The sequence below is a fragment of the Natronobacterium haloterrestre genome (genome assembly GCF_900112205.1).
Taxonomy (GTDB): domain Archaea; phylum Halobacteriota; class Halobacteria; order Halobacteriales; family Natrialbaceae; genus Natronobacterium; species Natronobacterium haloterrestre.
Map to the genome: position 1 here is coordinate 80,643 of NZ_FOKW01000013.1, position 19,290 is coordinate 99,932.

Consider the following 19,290-nt stretch of genomic DNA (forward strand, 5'->3'; position numbering starts at 1 on the left):
TGTTCTACAAGTTTCATTTCATCGATTAGCATACTACCGTATGGCACTCTCTCCCCCATTACTCAATTTCGAGTTAACATCTATCAATTTACTGCAAAAAGGTTATGAGCGTTGGCGGTGGAGATAGACCCGTATGCTACGGGTCGGAATCAACGGGTACGGAACCATCGGCAAACGCGTCGCGGATGCGGTCCGCAAACAGCCCGACATGGAGGTCCAGGGCGTCGGGAAACGTAGCCCGGATTACGTCGCGGTCAACGCGGACGAACGGGACTACGCCGTCTACGCCGCGGACGAAAGCCGCGCCGACGGGTTCCGTGAGATCGGCATCGACCTCGCCGGTACCGTCGACGACCTGGTCGCCGAAAGCGACGTAATCGTCGACGCGACGCCGTCCGGCGTCGGTGCCGAGAACCGCCCGCTGTACGAACGCCACGAAACCCCCGCACTCTTCCAGGGCGGCGAGGACGCGACCGTCGCCGAAGTGAGTTTCAACGCTCGCGCGAACTACGAGGAAGCCGAGGACGCCGACTACGTTCGGGTCGTCTCCTGCAATACGACCGGTCTCTCCCGGTTCCTCGCTCCCCTCCACGAGAACTACGGCGTCGAAAAGGCTCGAGTGACCCTCGTTCGCCGCGGCGGCGATCCGGACCAGACCGGCCGCGGCCCGATCAACGACGCGGTTCCGGACCCGGTGTCGATTCCGTCCCACCACGGCCCGGACGTCCAGACCGTCTTCCCCGAACTCGACATCGATACGGTCGGGCTGAAGGTACCGACGACGATGATGCACGTTCACTCGGTCAACGTCACCCTCGAGGAACGGCCCGACGACGTCGAGGACGTCACGGAGCTGTACCGGAACGAGGATCGGGTCCTCACGATCCCCGACTACGCCGGCATCGACGGCGCTGGAACGCTCAAAGACCTCGCACAGGACGCCGGTCGACCGCGGGGCGACATCTGGGAGAACTGCCTCTGGGAGGAGTCACTGACCCTCCAGGGCCAGGATCTGTATTGCATGCAGGCGATCCACCAGGAGGCCGACGTCGTCCCCGAAAACGTCGACGCGCTCCGCGCGCTCGAGGGCGAACTCTCGAGTGCGGAGAGCCGAGCGATCACCAACGAGACGCTCGGGATCGATCTCACACACCTCCACGGCCGGACCGACCTCACGGCCGACCGACGGACGCCCGACGAATCGCTGGCGGACGACTGATACGCATCCCTGGACCGATGTACCGGCGCAACCGCCGGCCCGGGTCGCGGTTGCGCCGGAACGGGCTACAGGAAGCCGTAGGAGCGTTCGGCCGGTAGTCCGCGTCCGGACCCAGCCTGCGGACGGCCCGACGGCAGTCCGCGACCGGCGCGACTCGCAGTTCGTCACCCTCGACGGCGGACCGATTCGCGTTTCGACTCGTCCCGGAGTTGTGTAACTGGTTCACGAACAGTAACCGACCGTCTGCCCGACCCGACGGAACCCCATCGTTCGCTGACCCCTTCGATCCGGGGAAAGCTTTTGCACCTCCCTTTCTTATGACCACCCATGCGCCGAGACGACCGTGACGAACCCTTCGACGACCTCTTTCGCGAAATCGAGCGAATGATGAACGAAATGATGAACGGTGCCGATGCGAACGTCAACTTCGACTCCCCCGGTGGCCCCGGGAGCCCCGGCGACAACGGCTTCGGCACCGACACCCACGTGGACATCCACGACACCGACGACGAGATCCGCGTCGTCGCCGACCTCCCGGGGGTCGAAAAGGACAACATCGAACTCGAGTGCGACGGCAAGACCCTGACTATCTCCGCCAGCAGCGAGCACCGCGAGTACGACGAACGTGTCTCCTTGCCCCGCCGCGTCAACGAACACACCGCCTCCGCTACGTACAACAACGGCGTTCTCGAGGTCATCTTCGAGCCCGCCGAGAAGTCCTCGGGTATTAGCCTGGAGTAACGCGAACGTCGCGGTCGTGGTCGTGTCGCGAACCGACCCCTAGTCGCCCGGACGCAACGCTTTCCTCGGACCGGTTCCGGAACTAACTCGCCCCCCAGACGGTTTACTGGAGTCCGTTCCGGCGCAACCGCCGCCCGGGTCGCGGTTGCGGCGGTCCCTCGGGACAGGGACCCGTATCAGTCCGGGCTTCCGCCGTCCCCCGCCGTCGCCCGGATCGCACCCGCGAGCCGATCGTAGAAGTCGGCCTCGTACTTCGTCGCCTCGTCGATCGTCGGCCGGGCGTTCGTCTCGTTGACCACCAGCCGCCCGTCGGCCTCGAGCAAATCCACGCCGACGAACGGGATCCCGAGTTCGGCGGCGACCGATTCGGCCAGCGCCCGGTGCTCGGCGGGGAGGTCGACGCCCGTCGCCTCCGCACCCCGGTGGACGTTGTGTTTCCACCGGCCCTCTGTGACGGCTTCCTCCGGGAGCCGGCGTTCGACCGCGCCGACGTACTCGCCCTCGAGGACCATCACGCGGTAGTCGGTCGCCTGGGGGAGGTACTCCTGGACGAGGAAGGACCGATCCCCGGTCGCCCGGTAGTCGTGGACCAGCGAGAGGTAGTCACAGATTCCCAGGAACGAATCGAGGTCGGAAGCCTTCGCGACGCCGACGCCCCTGGTCGTCGAGTTCGGCTTGACCACGACGGGCGGCTCGATCCGCTCGAAGACCTCGGTCAGCGTCGCCTCGTCGACGTCGTTCGAGACGTACACCGAGTCCGGCACCGGGAGGTCGGCACGCTCGAGACGGGCAAGCACCTCGGCCTTGTTCCGGGAGGTGAGGACGGTTTCGTGATCGTTGAGCCACGGGACCTCGAGGAGCGCATCGGCGACGCCGCCCTCCATGAGCCGACCGGGGTAGACGAAGCCGACGTCGTACTCGTCGCCCCCCCACGGCGGGTCGGTCAGGTCCACGACGCGCTCGCTCGCGGGCACGTGGTGGACCGCGATTCCGCGTTCCGCCAGCGGGTCGCGCATCCGCCGGAACGTCTCCTGGTCGTTGGCGACCGCGAGATCGATCATACGCTCGAGTCGGGACCGGGCGGGCAAAAAGGTGGCTCGCAACGAAGCCGGTCGCAATGAAGCCGGCCACTCCCGGATCGCTGGCCGGGAGTGCGACTCGAGCAGACGAGAGTCGTACGACCCGGGGAAGGGCAGGCAACTGCCCAGTTACCGGCAGCGAGTGAGAGAAGCGAACGAGCGGGCCGACGACTGATGTGGAGAGCGCGGCGCTACGCGCCGCGACAAAGCGAACGGCTCGCCGTTCGCTGAGAACGCTACGCGTTCGGAACGGAAGGAGGAGTGCTGGTCATCGAAGCTAAGCGGAATCGGAGATTCCGCGAGGTCCGAGAGAGCGAAACTCTCTCGAGATTTTGCCGAGTGCGGTCGCTTCGCGACCGCACGTGGTTCGAGACGCCTTCGGCGTCTCGTCATCAAGCGAGACCGGCGGTCTCGCGAACATCGCGAATCTGTGATTCGCTCAGTCACGGAAGACGCTACGCGTCTTCCGAACGACAGCACAAAAGTTCGGTTTACGCGATCAGCTTCTCTTCGCCCTTCTCGACCACGATGCGACACGGCGGCGTGATCTTGTTGTAGGCGCGGCGGAACGCTTCCTTGGCGTGTTCGGCGTCGTCGACGTCACACCAGACCGTGAAGATACGCTCGCCGGCGTCGATGCGGGCCGCGGTGCCGACGATCTTCCCGAACGCCTGGCGCATCCCGTCGGAAACACGGTCCGCACCAGCACCGGTCGCCTGCTTGTTCTCCCGGATGACGTGGTGGGGGAACTTGCGCAGGATCATCTTGTAGTTGTTCTCGCCGGCGTTTTTCAGCATGTAGCGGTTGGCCGACAGGCGCGAGGCCTCGAGGCTGCCGTGGCGGATCTGGACCTCCTCCTCCGTGACGAGGCTGATCTGGACCGGGTAGTCCTCGGGGTCGGCGGCGATGTCGCCCATCTTGTGCTGTGCGATCTTCGAGCCCGGGATCCCAGTAATGTACTCGCGGCGCGTGTAGGCCGGCTTACTGATCTCCCGGTACATTGAGGCGGGTTTCTCGGACATCGTAGTTACTTACGAAAACGGAAGCCTACCGTCCGGATAAAGCCTTCGAAGCGCGGTTTCGAACGACGGCGGCGGGAACGTCGGCAGTCGGTCTACTGGAGTCGTCCGCAAAGCGACGGCCACAGGCGCTGAAACCGACAGTCTCGAACGGCGGTATCAACGAGCGCGGGGAACGTACTCCGTGCCGGTCTTCTCGACGAGGTCCGCACTCGAGAGCGAGTTGAGGACGCTCAGGATCGCGAGTTTCTTCATCGACAGCGCGCCCGAGAGGTCGGCCGCCGTCGCGCCGCCGGTCGCCTCGAGGTAGAGGTAGACGAGTTTCGCCTGGGAGGACTCGAGTTCGCTCGGGAGCGTACGGGATGAATCGGACGTGAGTTGCTTCTGGTTCATGCTACCTGAGCGGACCACGAACCCATATATAACTCTATGCCCCATAGAGTGGATATTGTTGTTTCGATATAAGGTCCATTATATTCCTCTCCGGCGACAGTCGCTCCTCGTGACCGTTTCCGGGAACCGGGCTCGAACCGGCGAATCCGAGGGGCGTCGGCGTTTTTAAGGGTCCTGCACCGCTACCGTTACGTATGATGAGAAGTTTCAGGATCGGCTCCCTCTTCGGGATTCCGATCAAACTCGATCTCACGTTCTTGCTGATACTGCCGGTGTTTGCCTACCTCATCGGGAACCAGATCGGCCCCGTCATCGAGATCCTCAACGCGAGCATGGATGCCGGGATCGACGTGGCTGCGCTCACCACCGAGTGGTGGCTCCCCTATGCGGTCGGGCTGACCGCCGCGATCGGGCTGTTCGTCGGCGTCATCCTGCACGAACTGGGCCACTCCCTGACCGCCCAGCGGTACGGGTTCCCGATCGATTCGATCACCCTGTGGCTGTTCGGCGGCATCGCCGCACTCTCGGAGATGCCCGAGGACTGGCGACAGGAGTTCACCATCGCCATCGCCGGCCCGATCGTCTCCGTTCTCGTGGGCGTGGGGTCGTACGCGCTGTTTCTGTTCACTCCCGAAAGCTTCGACGGCGCTCGCTTCGTGCTCGGCTACCTCGCCGTGTTGAACGTCGCGCTCGCGGTCTTCAACATGCTCCCGGCGTTCCCGATGGACGGCGGCCGGATCCTGCGGGCGCTGCTCGCCCGCAGCCAGCCCTACGCCCGGGCGACCCAGCAGGCCGCCAGCATCGGAAAGCTGTTCGCGATCTTCATGGGGCTTTTCGGGCTGTTCGCGTTCAACATCGTCCTCATCGGCGTCGCCTTCTTCGTCTACATCGCCGCCTCGAGCGAGGCCCAGCAGGTGACGATGAAAGCGGCCTTCCAGGACGTCACCGTCGCGGACATCATGACGCCCGCGGAGGACCTCCACACCGTCAGCCCCGATACCACGATCTCGGAACTCGTCCAGCGGATGTTCACCGAACGTCACACCGGCTACCCCGTCGTCGAGCGCGACGGCTGGGGCGACGACCGGCTGATCGGCCTGGTCACGCTCGACGACGCCCGCGAGGTCGACCCCGTCGAACGCGACGCCTACGAGGTCGACGACGTGATGACGACCGACCTCGAGACGATCGAGCCCGACACCGACGCGATGACGGCCATCGAACGCATGCAACAGAACGGCATCGGCCGCCTGCTCGTCGTAGAGGGCGACGATCTCGTCGGGTTGATTTCGCGGACGGACCTGATGACCGCCTTCGACATCGTCCAGCAAAGCGGTGGTGAGGTCGGTCTCGGCGACCGACCGCGGCCGGCGAGCAGCATGGGACGGCCGTAGGAACCACTACCGCGACCGCGTGACGTCCGTTCTCGAGGGGTTTAGCGGTCGAGACCAACATTCTTAACCGCGGCCGGGGCCGACGATTTCTCGATACCGATGCCACCGGCCATCGAGACCGTCGATCTCGTGAAGGAGTACGGGGACTTGCGCGCCCTCCAGGAGTTGTCGCTGACCGTCGAGGAAGGCGAGTTCTTCGGCCTGCTGGGGCCGAACGGGGCTGGCAAGACGACGTTCATCAACACGTTGGTCGGGCTGGTCCGCAAGACCGGCGGCGACGCGCGAGTGTTCGGGTACGACGTCGAGGAGGACTACCGGCAGGCCCGGGACGCGATCGGGCTTGCGCCCCAGGAGTTCAACGTCGACCGGTTCTTTCCGATCAAGGAGGTGCTGATGCACAAGGCCGGCTACCACGGCGTGCCCGAGGACGAGGCCGCCGACCGTGCCGACGAGGTCCTCAAACGCGTCGGCATCTACGACAAGCGCAACGAGCGCTTCGACTGGCTCTCCGGCGGGATGAAACGCCGGCTCCTGCTCGCGCGGGCGCTCGTCACCGATCCCGATCTGCTCATCTTAGACGAGCCGACGGCCGGCGTCGACGTCCAACTGCGCCACGACCTCTGGGAGCTCGTCACCGAACTCAACGAGGAGGGGACGACCGTCCTGCTGACGACCCACTACATCGAGGAGGCCGAACGCCTCTGTGACCGGGTCGCGATCATGAACGAGGGCCGGAAGGTAACCGTCGCGACGCCGGACGAACTCAAGCAACGCGGCACCGACACCATCTCCGTCCGCCTCGAGTCGTCGGTCGGGCCACAGGTAGGCGAGATCGAAAGCGAACTCGGGGCGTACGCCCACGACGTGTCGACCGCGACGGCGGACGACCGCCTGGAGGTTCGCGTCGACGACGGCGGTTCGACCGCGCCGCGCCTGCTCAACGACCTCGAGGCTGCGGGCTACGAGATCGCGGATCTGGAGATCTCGCGGACGTCGCTCGAGGAAATCTTCGTCGATCTCACGCGCAGCGAGGACCGGACGGTGACCCGATCGTCCGCGCCGAGCGCCTCGAGCGGGTCGGACGACGACGGGGACGTGGACGAGGGCGGCGAACGGCCGGAACGTGAGCGGGAGACTGAGACGGAAACGGAGACGGAAACGGAGGGGATCGCCTGATGCTCTCGGTCGGCTTCCGCGCGCTGTTCCGGCGCGAGGTGTTGCGGTTCGTCCGGCGGCCGAAGAACACGTTCATGCCGCCGGCGATCACGAACGTCCTCTACTTCGCCGTCTTCGGGCTCATTCTCGGCGGGCGGATCGACGAGATCGCGGGCTTCCCCTACATCCTCTTTATCGTCCCCGGGCTGATCGTCCTCGGGGCGATCTCGAACGCCTTCGAGAACGCTTCCTTTTCGATCTTCCACGGCCGGTGGAACGAGTACATCCACGAGACGCTGACCTCGCCGCTGTCGTACGCCGAGATGGTCGGCGCGTACGTCGCGGCCAGTGCCGTCCGCGGGCTGATCGTCGGCGTCATCATCGCCGCCGTCGGGCGCCTGTTCGTCCCGATCAGCATCGAGCACGGGCTTTTCCTCGTCGCGACGATGGTCGTCATCACCGCGCTGTTTGCCGGCCTGGGCATCATCGGCGGACTCGTCGCCCGGGACTTCGACGACCTCACAGTCATGAACCAGTTCATCCTGCGGCCGCTGGTGTTCTTCGGAGCCGTCTTCTATTCGCTCGAGACGTTCGAGCAGGCCTGGCAGATCCAGCTCTCGCTGGTGAACCCGATGGTCTACATGGTCGACAGCGTCCGGTACGGCTTGCTCGGCCATTCGGACATGCAACTGGTTGCGCCGGCGGCCTACGCCGAGTTCGCGCCCTACGCCTCGCTCGGCGTGTTGACGCTGCTGACGGTCGTGGTCGTGGCTCTCGACGTCTACCTGTTCAAGATCGGGTACGGACTGACTGACTGATGGATTAACGGACGGCAGCTCTCGGCGGTTAGATCCGCGACACCACCACGCTTTACTCCTCGGCCCGCGTCCCGACCGATCATGGAACCCGACGACTGTCGGAACTGCGGTGCCACCCTCGAGCCCGACGCGAACTTCTGTTCGAACTGCGGCGCCGAGCGGCGGGACGACGGGATCGACGGGATCGACGGGACCGACGGGGCGGCCGAACGGGCGGAACCGGGCATCGACTACGAACCCATGGGGACCGTACGGTCCTCGCGGGGCGCGAGGGGCGTTCCCGACGGCGACCGAACGTTCGCCGCGGTTACGCACCTGCTCGCGATCGTAACGTGGGTGATCGGCCCGCTGATCGTGCTCGTCGCGACCGACGACGAGTTCGTGAAGGAAAACGCTCGAGAGGCGCTGAACTGGCAAATCGCGTACACGATCTACATGATCGTCGGTGGCGTGCTGGTCCTGGTCGCGGTCGGCCTGGTCGTGCTGGCGATCCTGCCGCTGATCAACGTCGCCCTCTGTGCCATCGCCGCCGTCAAAGCCAACGAGGGCGAGGTCTGGGAGTATCCCGCGACACCGCGGTTCCTCTGAGACGGTTTACTGTCCGTCAGTTCCGGCGTAACCGCGACCCGGGCGGCGATTGCGCCGGTACAGCGGTCCAGGGATCCGTATGACCGGCCGGCTGTACCGTTCGTCGTCCGCTTTCGGTGCGGGTCGCTCGAACCGTTCGAACCGCTCGAGGCCGGTGTTCGGTGGCGTAACGACTTTGTAGTATCTCAGGCAGGTATTCGCGTATGGCTCAGGACACCGACGCCGACGCCGACCACAACGTACTGCGGGAACTGCTCGCCGGGAACGCGACCCACGTCGAAGGATTGGCCGACGACTACTTCGCGGACGTCCAGGACGGGCAGCGGCCGGACGTCGTCGCCGTCTGCTGTTCGGACTCGAGAGTACCCCAGGAACGGATGTGGGGGGTCGACGAGCCGGGGACTGTCTTCACCCCGAGCAACATCGGCAATCAGGTCCGTGACGAGGACGACGGCGAGTCGATCGTCGACGGCGGGATGCTGTACCCGATCCACCACGCCGGAACCGAGGTCGCGGCGGTCGTCGGTCACACCGGCTGTGGGGCGGTCACCGCGGCCTACGAGGTCGCAACGGGCGGCGACCTCCCCGGCCCCCGCGGCGTCGACAAGTGGGTCGAGGGGCTCGTCCCGATCGTCGAGGACGGACTGGAGAGCGACGCCATCGATACCGACGCCGACGACGGGACGGTGATCAACCGGCTCGTCGAGTACAACGTCGACCGGCAGGTCCGGTTCCTCCGTGCGTCCGACGACGTGCCGGACGAGGTAGACGTCTACGGTTTCGTCTACGACTTCCAGGGAGTCTACGGCGACGCGTACGGGCGTGCGTATCTGACCAACGTCAACGGCGAGACCGATCCGGACGCGCTCGCCGGGCTGGTGCCGGACGAGTACGCCGACGCGGTCGAGCGGCTACTGGACTGATACTGTCGGACAGCAGTCACCGCAAAGCCGATCGGGAATTCGGCGTCGTCGCCACCGGTAACGACGCCAGGGGAACGATCGGCTTCACGTAGTTCCGTCCAGCAGTATGAACCGCCGGTCGGAGCGACGTCCGGACGCGATGCGGCCGGACGCGATCGCCCGCCGTCGATACCGTTTTGCCGGTCCGGTCGAAACGCACCCGATATGCGGAACCCGCTCGAGTCCGACAGGGGATTCTACTACGCCGTCGGGCTCTTCACGATCGGCATCTTCGCGGCCGGGTTGGCCGCGCTCGCAGCGTTCGGCCCCGGCGTCGGGGCCCGGGAACTCGGCGGCCTGGTCGTCGGGTTCTTGCTTTTCATGCTGGTGTATTTCGTCTCCATCGCGGTCCGCCGGCTCGAGGAGGGGGAAGACATCTGACCGGTTCTAACGGCCCGATATCGTCTCTAATTCATTGAGGCCTTCCGAGACGAGTCAGCTCCGGAGTCGCAGGGTTTATACGTTCCGGGCAGTTCTCTTTAGAAGCAATGGCGCAAGGAACCGTTGATTTCTTCAACGACACTGGCGGCTACGGATTCATCGAAACTGAGGACGCGGACGAGGACGTCTTCTTCCACATGGAAGACATCGGCGGCCCGGACCTCGAAGAAGGTCAGGAACTCGAGTTCGACATCGAGCAGGCCCCCAAGGGCCCGCGCGCGACGAACGTCGAGCGCCTGTAAGGCGAATTCACAGCGGTATCGGCTCTTGATTGCAGTATTTTACACCGACCAGCGACAGCCATCTCCTGGGACGTGATCGACCCGAGAACGCGTAGCGTTTAGTGGCTTCGCCGCGGACCGACGGACATGGCAGACACAGAGGGAGATCCCGAACCCCTGATCCGCTCGAGCGAGGAGATCGAGTACGAGTCGGTCGACGCCGCGGACGGCCTCCGGAAAGGCGTCCTGATCGACGAGACCGACGGCGCGCCGACGTTCGCGATCCGCCGGTTCGTCCTCGAGCCCGGGGCCGAGGTGCCGCCCCACACGAACGAGGTCGAACACGAGCAGTACGTCCTCGAGGGCGAGTACACGGTCGGGATCGGCGACGGGTCGGAAGGGTCCCGGGCGAACGACCCCGCCGACGGCGAGGAGTACGAGCACGAGGTCGAAGCCGGCGACTCGCTTTTGATTCCGGCGGGGACGGTCCACTGGTACCGCAACGAGGGCGACGAGCCCGGTGCCTTCCTCTGTGCGGTGCCGAACGGCGACGACGAGATCGAACTGCTCGAGTAACGACGCGACCGGTCCCAGTTCCCGGTCCCCGGTCCCCGGTCCCCGGTCCGTCGACCGATCCCTTCGGAGACCGGCCACGGTGAGGATCGCAACTACTAAACGTTCTTTAGGGCGACCTAAATGTGAATGGCGGGATCGCACTCCGTCGGGACGGACGCCGCCGCCCGACGACAGGAGGGGTGGCTCACGGGGACGCTCGTACTGTTCTGTCTCGCGAGCACGGTCGTCACGATCGTCGCGGGCCTCGTCCAGGTCAGTTTCGGCGAGTACTCGATGACGATCCTCGAGGCCTGGCGGGCGGTCGCGAACCCCGACGTGGTATTGAACGCCGACGCCTGGAACGCGTTCCTGTTCGGCGGCGAACTCCCGGAGATGGACCGAAACAGCATCGTCGTCTGGAACATTCGGCTCCCGCGGGTGTTCGTCGCGATCATCGCCGGTGCGACGCTTGCCGTCTCGGGCGCGATCTTCCAGGCGGTGACGCGCAACGAACTGGCAAGCCCCTTCGTGCTGGGCGTGAGTTCCGGGGCCGGGTTCGCCGTCCTCGCGACGCTCGTGGTGTTCAGCGGCCTCGCGCCGTTTCTCCCTTTCGTCGCAGCCGTCGGCGGGACGGTCGCCTTCCTGCTCGTCTACGGGATCGCCTGGAAGGACGGGACCAGCCCCGTCAGGCTCGTCCTCGCGGGCGTCATCGTCAACATGGTCTTCCAGTCGCTCCAGCAGGGGCTGTTCTTCTTCGCGGACGACCTCGGCGTCGTCCAGACGGCGATCGCGTGGCTCACCGGCTCGCTCACGGGCACCGGCTGGGACGAGGTCCGGGTTGCCGTCCTGCCCGCGGTCCTGGCGATCGGCCTCGCGCTCGCCGGCTCGAGACAGCTCAACGTCCTCCTGTTAGGCGAGCGAACGGCCCGCTCGCTGGGCATGCGCGTCGAACGGGTTCGCTTTCTCCTCTCGGCGGTCGCCATCCTGGCCGCGAGCGTCGCCATCTCGGTCGCCGGCGTCGTGAGCTTCTTCGGACTCGTCGTGCCCCACATCGTCAGGAACACCCTCGGCGGCGACTACCGGCGGCTGATGGTCGGCTGTCTGTTCGCCGGCCCCGCCCTGATGGTGACCGCCGACGTCGGCGCGCGGCTGGCACTCGGCGGGACGCAGTTGCCGGTCGGGGTCGTCACCGGCCTGATCGGCGGCCCGTACTTCCTCTATCTGATGCGCAAACAGCGATCGATGGGTGAACTCTGATGACCCAACCAAGTACGAACACAGGCGAGACCGACGCGGACGTCGACCCTCCGACGCGACGCGATGGTATCGGAACGGACGCGAACCCCGAGGCGGATGGCGAGAGGGCTACCGCCGCCGAAACCGACGACCGGCCCCGCGAAAGCGCACTCGTCGCCGACGACCTCGAGTTGGAGTACCCGACCAGCGAGCAGCCGGTCGTCGACTGCACGCGACTGGACGTCCCCGAAGGCGAGATCACCGCCCTCGTCGGCCCGAACGGCAGCGGCAAGAGCACCCTGCTGAAAGCCCTCTCGAGCCAACTCGAGCCGGCGGCCGGAACGGCGCGGCTCCGGGGGACCGATCTCCAGTCGTTCGATCCGAAGGAACTCGCGCGCGAACTCGGCATCCTCTCCCAGGAGAACGACCCGGTCGGCGACATCACCGTCGAGGACCTGGTCTACCACGGTCGGTACCCCCATCGGGGCTTCTTCGACGGGCTCACGGCCGAGGACGAGGAGGCGGTCGAACGAGCCATCGCCCTGGCGGGGATCGACGACATCCGGGACGCGGAACTCGGGCAGCTCAGCGGCGGCCAGAAGCAACTGGCCTGGATCGCGATGGTGCTGGCCCAGGACACCGACATCCTGCTGCTCGACGAGCCGACCACCTTCCTCGATCTTCACCACCAGTTCCGCGTCCTCGAGACGATCCGGGAGTTGAACGAGCGGGAGGACGTGACCGTCGCGGTCGTCCTCCACGACATCTCTCAGGCCGCGCGGTTCGCCGACTACCTCATCGCGATGTGCGACGGCGAGCCCTACGACTGGGGGCCGCCCGAGGAGATCGTCACCGAGGAACTGCTGGCCGACGTCTTCGAGGTGGAGGCGCGGGTCCAGTACGAACCCGAACTCCAGGTTCTCCCCAAGCGATCCCTTTCGAACGCGAACGAGCGGTAGCGCGGCGCGTTTCGGAACTCTTTTCAACTTTTAGGCTAGCCTAAAAACCATGACCGACGATCAGTGGCGGAGACGACACGTACTTCGAACGACCGCAGCGCTGGCCGGGACGGGCCTCATCGCCGGCTGTACGTCCGACGACGGGGAGGAAAAAGAGACCGAGACCGGCGGCGGCTCCGGCGGTGGAAACAACGCCGGCGACGGAGGCGGCGACGAGGACGGCGACAGTTACGCCGTGACGATGGAACCGGTCGGCACCGTCGAGTTCGACTCGGTCCCCGAAACGTGGGCCGCCAACAACGGAAGCTGGGCCGACATGGGGATCGCACTCGGCCAACAACCTCCCGAGGCCGTCTACCTCACCTCGCGGTACCACACCCAGCTGTACGACGAGATCCCCGGACTGGACGTCGACAAAAGCGACATGATCTCCCTCTGGGGCGGCGAACTCGACCCCGAGCAATTCCTCGAACTCAGCGGGGAGGTCGACGTGTTCGTCATCGATCCGAACTTCCCCATCGGTCGAACCGATCACTGGGACGAGGACGACATCACCCAGATCGAGGCGACCGGGACGCCCTTCTTCGGCAACAGCATCTTCTCCCGGGGCTACGAGTGGCACGACTACGAGTACCTGTCGCTGTACGAGGCCTTCGAGAAGCTGGCCGAGGTCTTCCAGGAGCGCGAACGCTACGAGGCCTTCGAGTCACTCCACGAGGAGTTCCAGGCAAACCTCGAGGACGTCGTCCCCTCCGAGGACGAACGTCCATCGGTCGCGATCATGTGGGCCGGCGGCGACGAACCCGACTCGTTCTCCCCGTACATCATCGACGAGGGGACGAGCTTCAAGCAATGGCGCGATCTCGAGGTCACGGACGCGCTCGCGGAGACCGACGTGGAGGACTTCCACGCCGGCCGGTCTCAGGTCGACTACGAAACCCTGCTCGAGGTCGACCCCGACGTGATCCTCCTTCGCGGGCACGAGGGGAAGACGGCCGACGAGTTCGCCGACACGGTCCGGGCGTACATGGAGGACCACAACGTGGCGAGCGACCTCGAGGCGGTCCAGAACGGCGACGTCTACCGCGGCGGCCCGCTGTACCAGGGCCCGATCACGAACCTCGTGCTCACGGAACGGGCGGCGAAGCAAGTCTACGACGTCGACGAGGAACTGTTCGACCGCGACCGCGTGGTCGAGATCGTCGAAGGCGACCTGTAACGCGGCACATGTGGCCGTAGCCGGAGCGCAGCGGGCGGAACTCGTACGCGCTCCGGTTCCGTCCCGACTGGCCGTGCTATCGCGAGACAGGAGGCGACGTCGGCGGCGCTTCCTCGGTCGGACCCGAAGTTTCGTCGTCCCCGTTCTCGTTTTCCTCGGTCGGTTCGGACTCGAGAGGGGCGGTCCCGTCCCCGTCTCTGTCCTCGGTTCCGTCCCCGTTCTCGGTCCCGTCCCCAGCCTCGGTCTCGTCTTCAACCTCGGTCCCGTCCCCAGCCTCGGTCTCGTCTCCATCCTCGGTCCGGGTTCCATCCCCCTCGAGCGACGTCTCCGCCGTGACTCGCTCCTCGTCGACCGTAAACGACGACAGCGTGCTCGAGAGGTCGTCCGCCCGCTCGGACAGCGACGCTGCGGTATCGGAGACCGAACCCAGCGACGCCGTCTGCTCCTCCGCGGCTGCCGCGACCGTCTCCGTCTCGGCGCTGGTCCGTTCGCTGATCCCCGTTACCTCCTCGACCTTGGTCGCGACCTCGCGGGCCGCCCCAGCCTGCTGCTGGGTCGCCGCCGAGATCTCCTGGATCCCCTCGTTGGTCCGTTCGGCGTGGGTCGAGATCTCCTCGAGCGACGACAGCGACTCCTCGACGGCGTCGCGGTGCGTTCCGATCCGTTCGTCGGTCTCCCGGACGACCGCGACGACGCGGTCGCTCTGGGAACGAACCGCCTCGAGGCGGCTCTCGACGTCCGCCGCCGCGTCCTCGGTGTCCTCGGCGAGTGCCTTGATCTCCTCGGCGACGGTCGTGAACCCGGAGACGGAACTGCCGGCCGACCCCGATGACTGCGAGCGTGCGGCCTCGATGTTCGCGTTCAGCGCCAGCATGTTCGTCTGCTGGGCGACCTCCCGGATGAACGCGAGCAGGTCGTCGATCGCCGCGATCTCGTCCTCGAGTCGGTCGACCTCCGCGACGGCGTCGTCGGCGTCGGCCGCGATGGCATCCATCCCCTCGATCGCACGCTGGGCCGATTCGCGTGCGGACGCGGTGGTCGAAGCCGTTCGTTCCGCGAGCGTGGCGACGTCGGATGCGGTCGCGGCGATCTCCTCAGTCGTCGTCGAGAGGTCCTCGATCTCGCTGCCGACGGATGCGAGGTGCTCGCTCTGACGTTCCGAGCCGTCCGAGATCTCCTGGACGGACGTCGCGACCCGTTCGGCCGCTGTTTCAACTTCGACCACCCCGTCGACCGTCGACTCGGCCGCCTCGTCGACCGCGTCCGCGAAGGCCCGGCTCGCGGCGACCGTCTCCTCGATGTCGTCCATCATGGCGTTGAACTCGCGGGCGACCGTCGCCATCGCCTCGCTCTCTGGATCGGGCTCGAGCCGCCGCGTGAGGTCGCCGTCGGCGCACGCCCGCATCGCCTCGCCGTAGTCGTCGGCCGTCCGCTCGAGGTGTCGGGAGAACGCCTCCGATTCGGCCGTGGCTCGCTCGGCCTTCTCGCGGGCGCGTTCGGCTTCCGCACGGGCCGACTCGGCCCGCTCGCGTTCCCGTTCGGCCTCCGTGCGGGCTCGCTCGGCCTCCTCGAGTCGATCCCGGAGCGACCGACGCATCCGGTCGATCGACCGGTGGAGCTCCCCGAGTTCGTCGCGACGGTCCGACTCGACCGGCGTCTCGAGGTCCCCGTTCTCGATCGCCGCGGCCCGCTCGGAGAGGTCCCGCAACGAGGCCGCAGTCGTCCGGCCGACGGTCAGGCCGAGGACGACAAGACTGCCGAAGAGGAGGCCGATCATTCCGAGGATCTGGTTCGAGACGTCCGACTGCAGCGAGTAGGCCTCCGCGGCGGGAACGCGGGTCGTCAGCGTCCATTCCGGAGCCACACCCCCGATCGGCGCGTGGCCGACGACGGTTTCGTCCTCGTCGGAACCGATCGAGGCGACGCCCGCGTCGGTCCCGTCTGTCCCGCCGATAGCCGCTTCCACGTCGCCATCGTCGGCGGTCAGGAGCCGCGACGCGTCCCCGGCCAGGACGACCGTTCCGGACCGATCGACGACGACCACGTTATTGCTGTCTCCCTGGCCCTCCGCCGCATCACCGATCATGTACTCCGATAGCGCCTCGAGGTCGACGAGGCCGACGACGACGCGGTCGGTATCGGCGATCTCGCCGACGACGAGCATCGCGGGGCGCCCGTCGTCGGTCTCGAACGGCTCCGAGAAGACGACGCGGGAGGAGTCCTCGGTCGCGGCAGCGATCCGGCCGCCGACCGGATCGGTCACACGGCCGTCATCGACGACCGCGTCGATCCCCGCCTCGACCTCGACCGCGCCGGTCTCCCGGTCCACGTAGTACGCGCCCTCGATCGTCGGCCGTTCGGTCATCCGGTGCAGCGAGTCGGCGATCTCCAGCCGGTCGTCGTTGCGAAACGCCGTCGATCCGGCCAGGGACTCGACGTACCGGTCGGTCGAGTCGAACCACGTCCCCAGGCGGTCGGCGTCCTTCTGTGTGTCGGCAACGAGCCGCGATTCGACGTCTTCCTGCAGTTCGTCCCCGGTGTGAGCGTAGATGACGCCGCCGAACGCCCCGACGACGAGCACGACCACCGCCAGGGCGGCGACGAACCGCAGCACGTATCGACGACGAACGCCCGGCACGAGATTCAGCGGATGCAACCCCATCGACCGGAAGACTCGGCGGTTCGTTCATGTAGCTTGATAAGAGTTCGACGTAGCCCTATTGAGACGTCCGGACGGGTCCGGATCCGCGATTGCGACCGCCGTCCCAGTCCGAACCGCTGAAATACCGCCCCGTCCTAACCGTGATCGTGTCGCAGCAGGTCCAGGACGTCGAAACGATATTCTGTCACGAGACGGGCGACGACTACCTCGTCGTCGTCAAACGGGACGGCGATCGACTGTTTCGGGCGCGGCTCGTCCTCTCGGAAACCTCGGCCGGCCCCCGCCCGGCCAAGTTCCGGCTCAAGCAGGGCTCGAGCGAGGAGCCACGCCAGCCCGACGAGTTCGTCGAACTCGCCCGCCGCGCGAAGCGCATCCGTATCTCCGAACAGACCTCCCCCGAGGCCCGCGCGGAACTCAAAGAGATGCTCGCGGGGTACCAACTCGAGGACAAGGCAAAGACCGTGCGGACCTGCCGGTACTGTGCCTCCTCGGGTCGGTACTCCCCGATCACGACCGACACCGCCGTCAAAGACGACAACGACTGGATCTGCCGGGACTGCGCCCGCCAGGAACTCGAGCGGCAGCTCACTTACAGCGGCGGCGGCGACGTCACCGGTGCCGCAAAGGAACGCCTCGAGGAACTCATGCTCGAGGTACAGGACCTCGAACGGATCGTCAACCTCCTGAAGGGACAGCTCGACCCCGACCTGACGAAGTTCGACACCATCTCGGCGACGACGGACGAGGTCGATCCCGTCCGGACGGACTCGCTGAACCTGCACCCGGGCCTGCAGGACCTGCTCGAGGACCGGTTCGATACCCTGTTGCCGGTCCAGAGCCTCTCGGTCGAGAACGGCCTCTTCGACGGCGACGACCAGATGGTCGTCTCCGCGACGGCGACCGGGAAGACGCTGGTCGGCGAGATGGCCGGGATCAACCGCGTGTTAAACGGCAAGGGGAAGATGCTGTTTCTCGTCCCGCTGGTGGCGCTTGCAAACCAGAAGTACGAGGACTTCACAGAGGAGTACGGCCACCTCGTGGACGTCTCCATCCGCGTCGGCGCGAGCCGGATCGCCGACGAGGGCGAGCAGTTCGACCCCGACGCCGACGTCATCGTCGGCACCTACGAGGGGATCGACCACGCCCTGCGGACGGGCAAGGACATGGGCGACATCGGCACCGTCGTCATCGACGAGGTCCACACCCTCAAGGAAGAGGAGCGAGGCCACCGGCTCGACGGCCTGATCTCACGGCTCAAGTACACCTGCGAACAGCGGGCCGAACGCCGCGACGAGTACGGGGGCGCCCAGTGGGTCTACCTCTCGGCGACCGTCGGTAACCCCGAACAGCTGGCCGGGAAACTCGAGGCGAAACTCATCGAGTTCGAGGAACGGCCGGTGCCCATCGAGCGCCACGTCACCTTCGCCGACGGCCAGGAGAAGGTCCGGATCGAGAACAAACTGGTCAGACGCGAGTTCGACAGCGAATCCTCCAAGGGGTATCGCGGCCAGACGATCATCTTCACGAACTCCCGCCGGCGGTGTCACGAGATCTCCCGCAAACTCGAGTACTCCTCCGCGCCGTACCACGCCGGGCTCGATTACAAGCGCCGCAAGAAGGTCGAACGCCAGTTCGGCGATCAGGACCTCGCGGCCGTCGTCACGACCGCCGCGCTGGCTGCGGGTGTCGACTTCCCGGCCTCGCAGGTCGTCTTCGACTCGCTGGCGATGGGCATCGAGTGGCTCTCGGTCCAGGAGTTCTCCCAGATGCTCGGCCGCGCGGGTCGCCCCGACTATCACGACAAGGGGAAAGTGTACGTGCTGGTCGAACCCGACTGTGCGTACCACAACTCGATGGAGATGACCGAGGACGAGGTCGCCTTCAAACTCCTCAAAGGCGAGATGGAGCCGGTGATGACCGAGTACGACGAGTCGGCCGCCGTCGAGGAGACGCTCGCGAACGTCACGGTCGGCGGCAAGGCCGCGAAGGCGCTCAACGACCGAATGATCGGCGAGGTTCCGACGAAACACGCGATCGGGAAACTGCTCCAGTACGAGTTCATCGACGGCTTCGAACCGACGCCGCTGGGACGAGTGGTGACGGAACACTTCCTCGACCCCGACGAGGCGTTCACCCTGCTGGACGGCATCCGGAAGGACGCCCACCCCTACGAACTCGTCGCGGACATCGAACTCCAGGACGCGGACCTGTAATCTCCCCCTCGTCGAGCATCGGCGAGCACTCGCTCGAGGGGATCGAACGGAAACGTCCTCCGTGAAGTACCTCGGGGACAAGCCCCGAGGCTTCACCGTTTTGCCCATGCCGTCCAGAAACGGACGGATGGGCGCAGGCGAATTTAATTCCCCTCGACCTTCTTCTCTCGAAGTCGGCTGGAATTAACACCCGAACACTCGCTGTGTCCGTGAGGGTCGGTCGCTCCACCACGACCCGACAACACCCGTCGCACCACGTCAAGGACGCGGGTTTTGAGAGGTGTCGCATTCCTCGCAACTGCGCGCAGTTGCTTCGGATTATGCTCTGTTGAATAGCGATCTAATCCGCCGATATCACTAGCTTAGAAGGATGAAGCCGAGGAATTCGATTCTGTCTATGGAAATCGATATCCTCG

At 65.9% G+C, this 19,290-nt stretch carries 18 protein-coding genes; 14 read left to right on the forward strand and 4 right to left on the reverse strand.

Annotated features, from left to right (window positions below):
• Positions 1 to 133: 133 nt before the first annotated feature.
• Positions 134 to 1,219, forward strand: coding sequence for a type II glyceraldehyde-3-phosphate dehydrogenase (locus tag BM113_RS19610; RefSeq protein ID WP_089789690.1), 1,086 nt, complete (start codon positions 134 to 136; stop codon positions 1,217 to 1,219).
• 327 nt (positions 1,220 to 1,546) lie between these two features.
• Positions 1,547 to 1,960: an Hsp20/alpha crystallin family protein gene (locus BM113_RS19615; RefSeq protein WP_007141028.1), complete on the forward strand. Its 414-nt coding sequence runs from the start codon at positions 1,547 to 1,549 to the stop codon at positions 1,958 to 1,960.
• A 176-nt stretch (positions 1,961 to 2,136) separates the two neighbouring features.
• Here the strand turns inward: BM113_RS19615 and BM113_RS19620 are convergent, their stop codons facing one another.
• The 3 genes from BM113_RS19620 to BM113_RS19630 all read right to left on the reverse strand — a co-directional run bounded on the left by BM113_RS19620 (position 2,137) and on the right by BM113_RS19630 (position 4,451).
• On the reverse strand, positions 2,137 to 3,021 hold the full coding sequence (locus BM113_RS19620) for an ATP-grasp domain-containing protein (RefSeq protein WP_089789691.1): 885 nt from the start codon (positions 3,019 to 3,021) through the stop codon (positions 2,137 to 2,139).
• Between the two features lie 509 nt (positions 3,022 to 3,530).
• Positions 3,531 to 4,061: a 50S ribosomal protein L16 gene (locus BM113_RS19625; protein ID WP_089789692.1), complete on the reverse strand. Its 531-nt coding sequence runs from the start codon at positions 4,059 to 4,061 to the stop codon at positions 3,531 to 3,533.
• A 156-nt stretch (positions 4,062 to 4,217) separates the two neighbouring features.
• Complete coding sequence (locus BM113_RS19630) at positions 4,218 to 4,451, reverse strand: MarR family transcriptional regulator (protein WP_089789693.1); 234 nt, start codon at positions 4,449 to 4,451, stop codon at positions 4,218 to 4,220.
• 194 nt (positions 4,452 to 4,645) lie between these two features.
• Here BM113_RS19630 and BM113_RS19635 point away from each other — a divergent pair, with 194 nt between their 5' ends.
• The 11 genes from BM113_RS19635 to BM113_RS19685 all read left to right on the forward strand — a co-directional run bounded on the left by BM113_RS19635 (position 4,646) and on the right by BM113_RS19685 (position 13,999).
• Positions 4,646 to 5,845, forward strand: coding sequence for a CBS domain-containing protein (locus tag BM113_RS19635; RefSeq protein WP_089789694.1), 1,200 nt, complete (start codon positions 4,646 to 4,648; stop codon positions 5,843 to 5,845).
• A 99-nt stretch (positions 5,846 to 5,944) separates the two neighbouring features.
• Positions 5,945 to 7,021, forward strand: coding sequence for an ABC transporter ATP-binding protein (locus tag BM113_RS19640; protein WP_089789695.1), 1,077 nt, complete (start codon positions 5,945 to 5,947; stop codon positions 7,019 to 7,021).
• Complete coding sequence (locus BM113_RS19645) at positions 7,021 to 7,818, forward strand: ABC transporter permease (RefSeq protein ID WP_089789696.1); 798 nt, start codon at positions 7,021 to 7,023, stop codon at positions 7,816 to 7,818. Before BM113_RS19640 ends, BM113_RS19645 begins: the two co-directional genes overlap by 1 nt.
• Before the next feature lie 81 nt (positions 7,819 to 7,899).
• Positions 7,900 to 8,406 (forward strand): zinc ribbon domain-containing protein, encoded by a 507-nt coding sequence (locus BM113_RS19650; protein WP_089789697.1) that lies wholly within the window; start codon positions 7,900 to 7,902, stop codon positions 8,404 to 8,406.
• A gap of 203 nt (positions 8,407 to 8,609) precedes the next feature.
• A complete protein-coding gene (locus tag BM113_RS19655; RefSeq protein ID WP_089789698.1) occupies positions 8,610 to 9,329 on the forward strand; it encodes a carbonic anhydrase in 720 nt (239 codons plus the stop codon).
• A gap of 204 nt (positions 9,330 to 9,533) precedes the next feature.
• Positions 9,534 to 9,749 carry a hypothetical protein gene (locus BM113_RS19660; RefSeq protein WP_089789699.1) on the forward strand — a complete coding sequence of 72 codons (216 nt, stop codon included), beginning with the start codon at positions 9,534 to 9,536 and terminating at the stop codon, positions 9,747 to 9,749.
• Positions 9,750 to 9,856: 107 nt separating this feature from the next.
• Positions 9,857 to 10,051, forward strand: a complete 195-nt coding sequence (locus BM113_RS19665; RefSeq protein WP_007141040.1) for a cold-shock protein — start codon at positions 9,857 to 9,859, stop codon at positions 10,049 to 10,051.
• A gap of 126 nt (positions 10,052 to 10,177) precedes the next feature.
• Positions 10,178 to 10,606 (forward strand): cupin domain-containing protein, encoded by a 429-nt coding sequence (locus tag BM113_RS19670; RefSeq protein ID WP_089789700.1) that lies wholly within the window; start codon positions 10,178 to 10,180, stop codon positions 10,604 to 10,606.
• A gap of 126 nt (positions 10,607 to 10,732) precedes the next feature.
• Entirely contained in the window at positions 10,733 to 11,842 is a 1,110-nt protein-coding gene (locus tag BM113_RS19675) for a FecCD family ABC transporter permease (RefSeq protein ID WP_089789701.1), read from the forward strand.
• Positions 11,842 to 12,780 carry an ABC transporter ATP-binding protein gene (locus BM113_RS19680; protein WP_089789702.1) on the forward strand — a complete coding sequence of 313 codons (939 nt, stop codon included), beginning with the start codon at positions 11,842 to 11,844 and terminating at the stop codon, positions 12,778 to 12,780. The genes BM113_RS19675 and BM113_RS19680 overlap by 1 nt, the downstream gene beginning before the upstream one ends.
• A 49-nt stretch (positions 12,781 to 12,829) precedes the next feature.
• Positions 12,830 to 13,999: an ABC transporter substrate-binding protein gene (locus BM113_RS19685; RefSeq protein WP_089789703.1), complete on the forward strand. Its 1,170-nt coding sequence runs from the start codon at positions 12,830 to 12,832 to the stop codon at positions 13,997 to 13,999.
• A 76-nt stretch (positions 14,000 to 14,075) separates the two neighbouring features.
• Here the strand turns inward: BM113_RS19685 and BM113_RS19690 are convergent, their stop codons facing one another.
• The gene (locus BM113_RS19690; protein ID WP_089789704.1) at positions 14,076 to 16,661 is read right to left on the reverse strand and encodes a methyl-accepting chemotaxis protein; all 2,586 of its coding nucleotides are present in this window, start codon (positions 16,659 to 16,661) and stop codon (positions 14,076 to 14,078) included.
• Between the two features lie 146 nt (positions 16,662 to 16,807).
• Between BM113_RS19690 and BM113_RS19695 the strand changes: the two genes are divergently transcribed.
• Positions 16,808 to 18,874 (forward strand): DEAD/DEAH box helicase, encoded by a 2,067-nt coding sequence (locus BM113_RS19695; protein WP_089789711.1) that lies wholly within the window; start codon positions 16,808 to 16,810, stop codon positions 18,872 to 18,874.
• The last annotated feature ends 416 nt before the right edge of the window (positions 18,875 to 19,290 follow it).

Coding starts and splice junctions, on each gene's coding strand:
- BM113_RS19610 (WP_089789690.1), top strand. CDS start 134: ATGCTACGGGTCGGAATCAACGGGTACGGAACCATCGGCAAACGCGTC.
- BM113_RS19615 (WP_007141028.1), top strand. CDS start 1,547: ATGCGCCGAGACGACCGTGACGAACCCTTCGACGACCTCTTTCGCGAA.
- BM113_RS19620 (WP_089789691.1), bottom strand. CDS start 3,021: ATGATCGATCTCGCGGTCGCCAACGACCAGGAGACGTTCCGGCGGATG.
- BM113_RS19625 (WP_089789692.1), bottom strand. CDS start 4,061: ATGTCCGAGAAACCCGCCTCAATGTACCGGGAGATCAGTAAGCCGGCC.
- BM113_RS19630 (WP_089789693.1), bottom strand. CDS start 4,451: ATGAACCAGAAGCAACTCACGTCCGATTCATCCCGTACGCTCCCGAGC.
- BM113_RS19635 (WP_089789694.1), top strand. CDS start 4,646: ATGATGAGAAGTTTCAGGATCGGCTCCCTCTTCGGGATTCCGATCAAA.
- BM113_RS19640 (WP_089789695.1), top strand. CDS start 5,945: ATGCCACCGGCCATCGAGACCGTCGATCTCGTGAAGGAGTACGGGGAC.
- BM113_RS19645 (WP_089789696.1), top strand. CDS start 7,021: ATGCTCTCGGTCGGCTTCCGCGCGCTGTTCCGGCGCGAGGTGTTGCGG.
- BM113_RS19650 (WP_089789697.1), top strand. CDS start 7,900: ATGGAACCCGACGACTGTCGGAACTGCGGTGCCACCCTCGAGCCCGAC.
- BM113_RS19655 (WP_089789698.1), top strand. CDS start 8,610: ATGGCTCAGGACACCGACGCCGACGCCGACCACAACGTACTGCGGGAA.
- BM113_RS19660 (WP_089789699.1), top strand. CDS start 9,534: ATGCGGAACCCGCTCGAGTCCGACAGGGGATTCTACTACGCCGTCGGG.
- BM113_RS19665 (WP_007141040.1), top strand. CDS start 9,857: ATGGCGCAAGGAACCGTTGATTTCTTCAACGACACTGGCGGCTACGGA.
- BM113_RS19670 (WP_089789700.1), top strand. CDS start 10,178: ATGGCAGACACAGAGGGAGATCCCGAACCCCTGATCCGCTCGAGCGAG.
- BM113_RS19675 (WP_089789701.1), top strand. CDS start 10,733: ATGGCGGGATCGCACTCCGTCGGGACGGACGCCGCCGCCCGACGACAG.
- BM113_RS19680 (WP_089789702.1), top strand. CDS start 11,842: ATGACCCAACCAAGTACGAACACAGGCGAGACCGACGCGGACGTCGAC.
- BM113_RS19685 (WP_089789703.1), top strand. CDS start 12,830: ATGACCGACGATCAGTGGCGGAGACGACACGTACTTCGAACGACCGCA.
- BM113_RS19690 (WP_089789704.1), bottom strand. CDS start 16,661: ATGGGGTTGCATCCGCTGAATCTCGTGCCGGGCGTTCGTCGTCGATAC.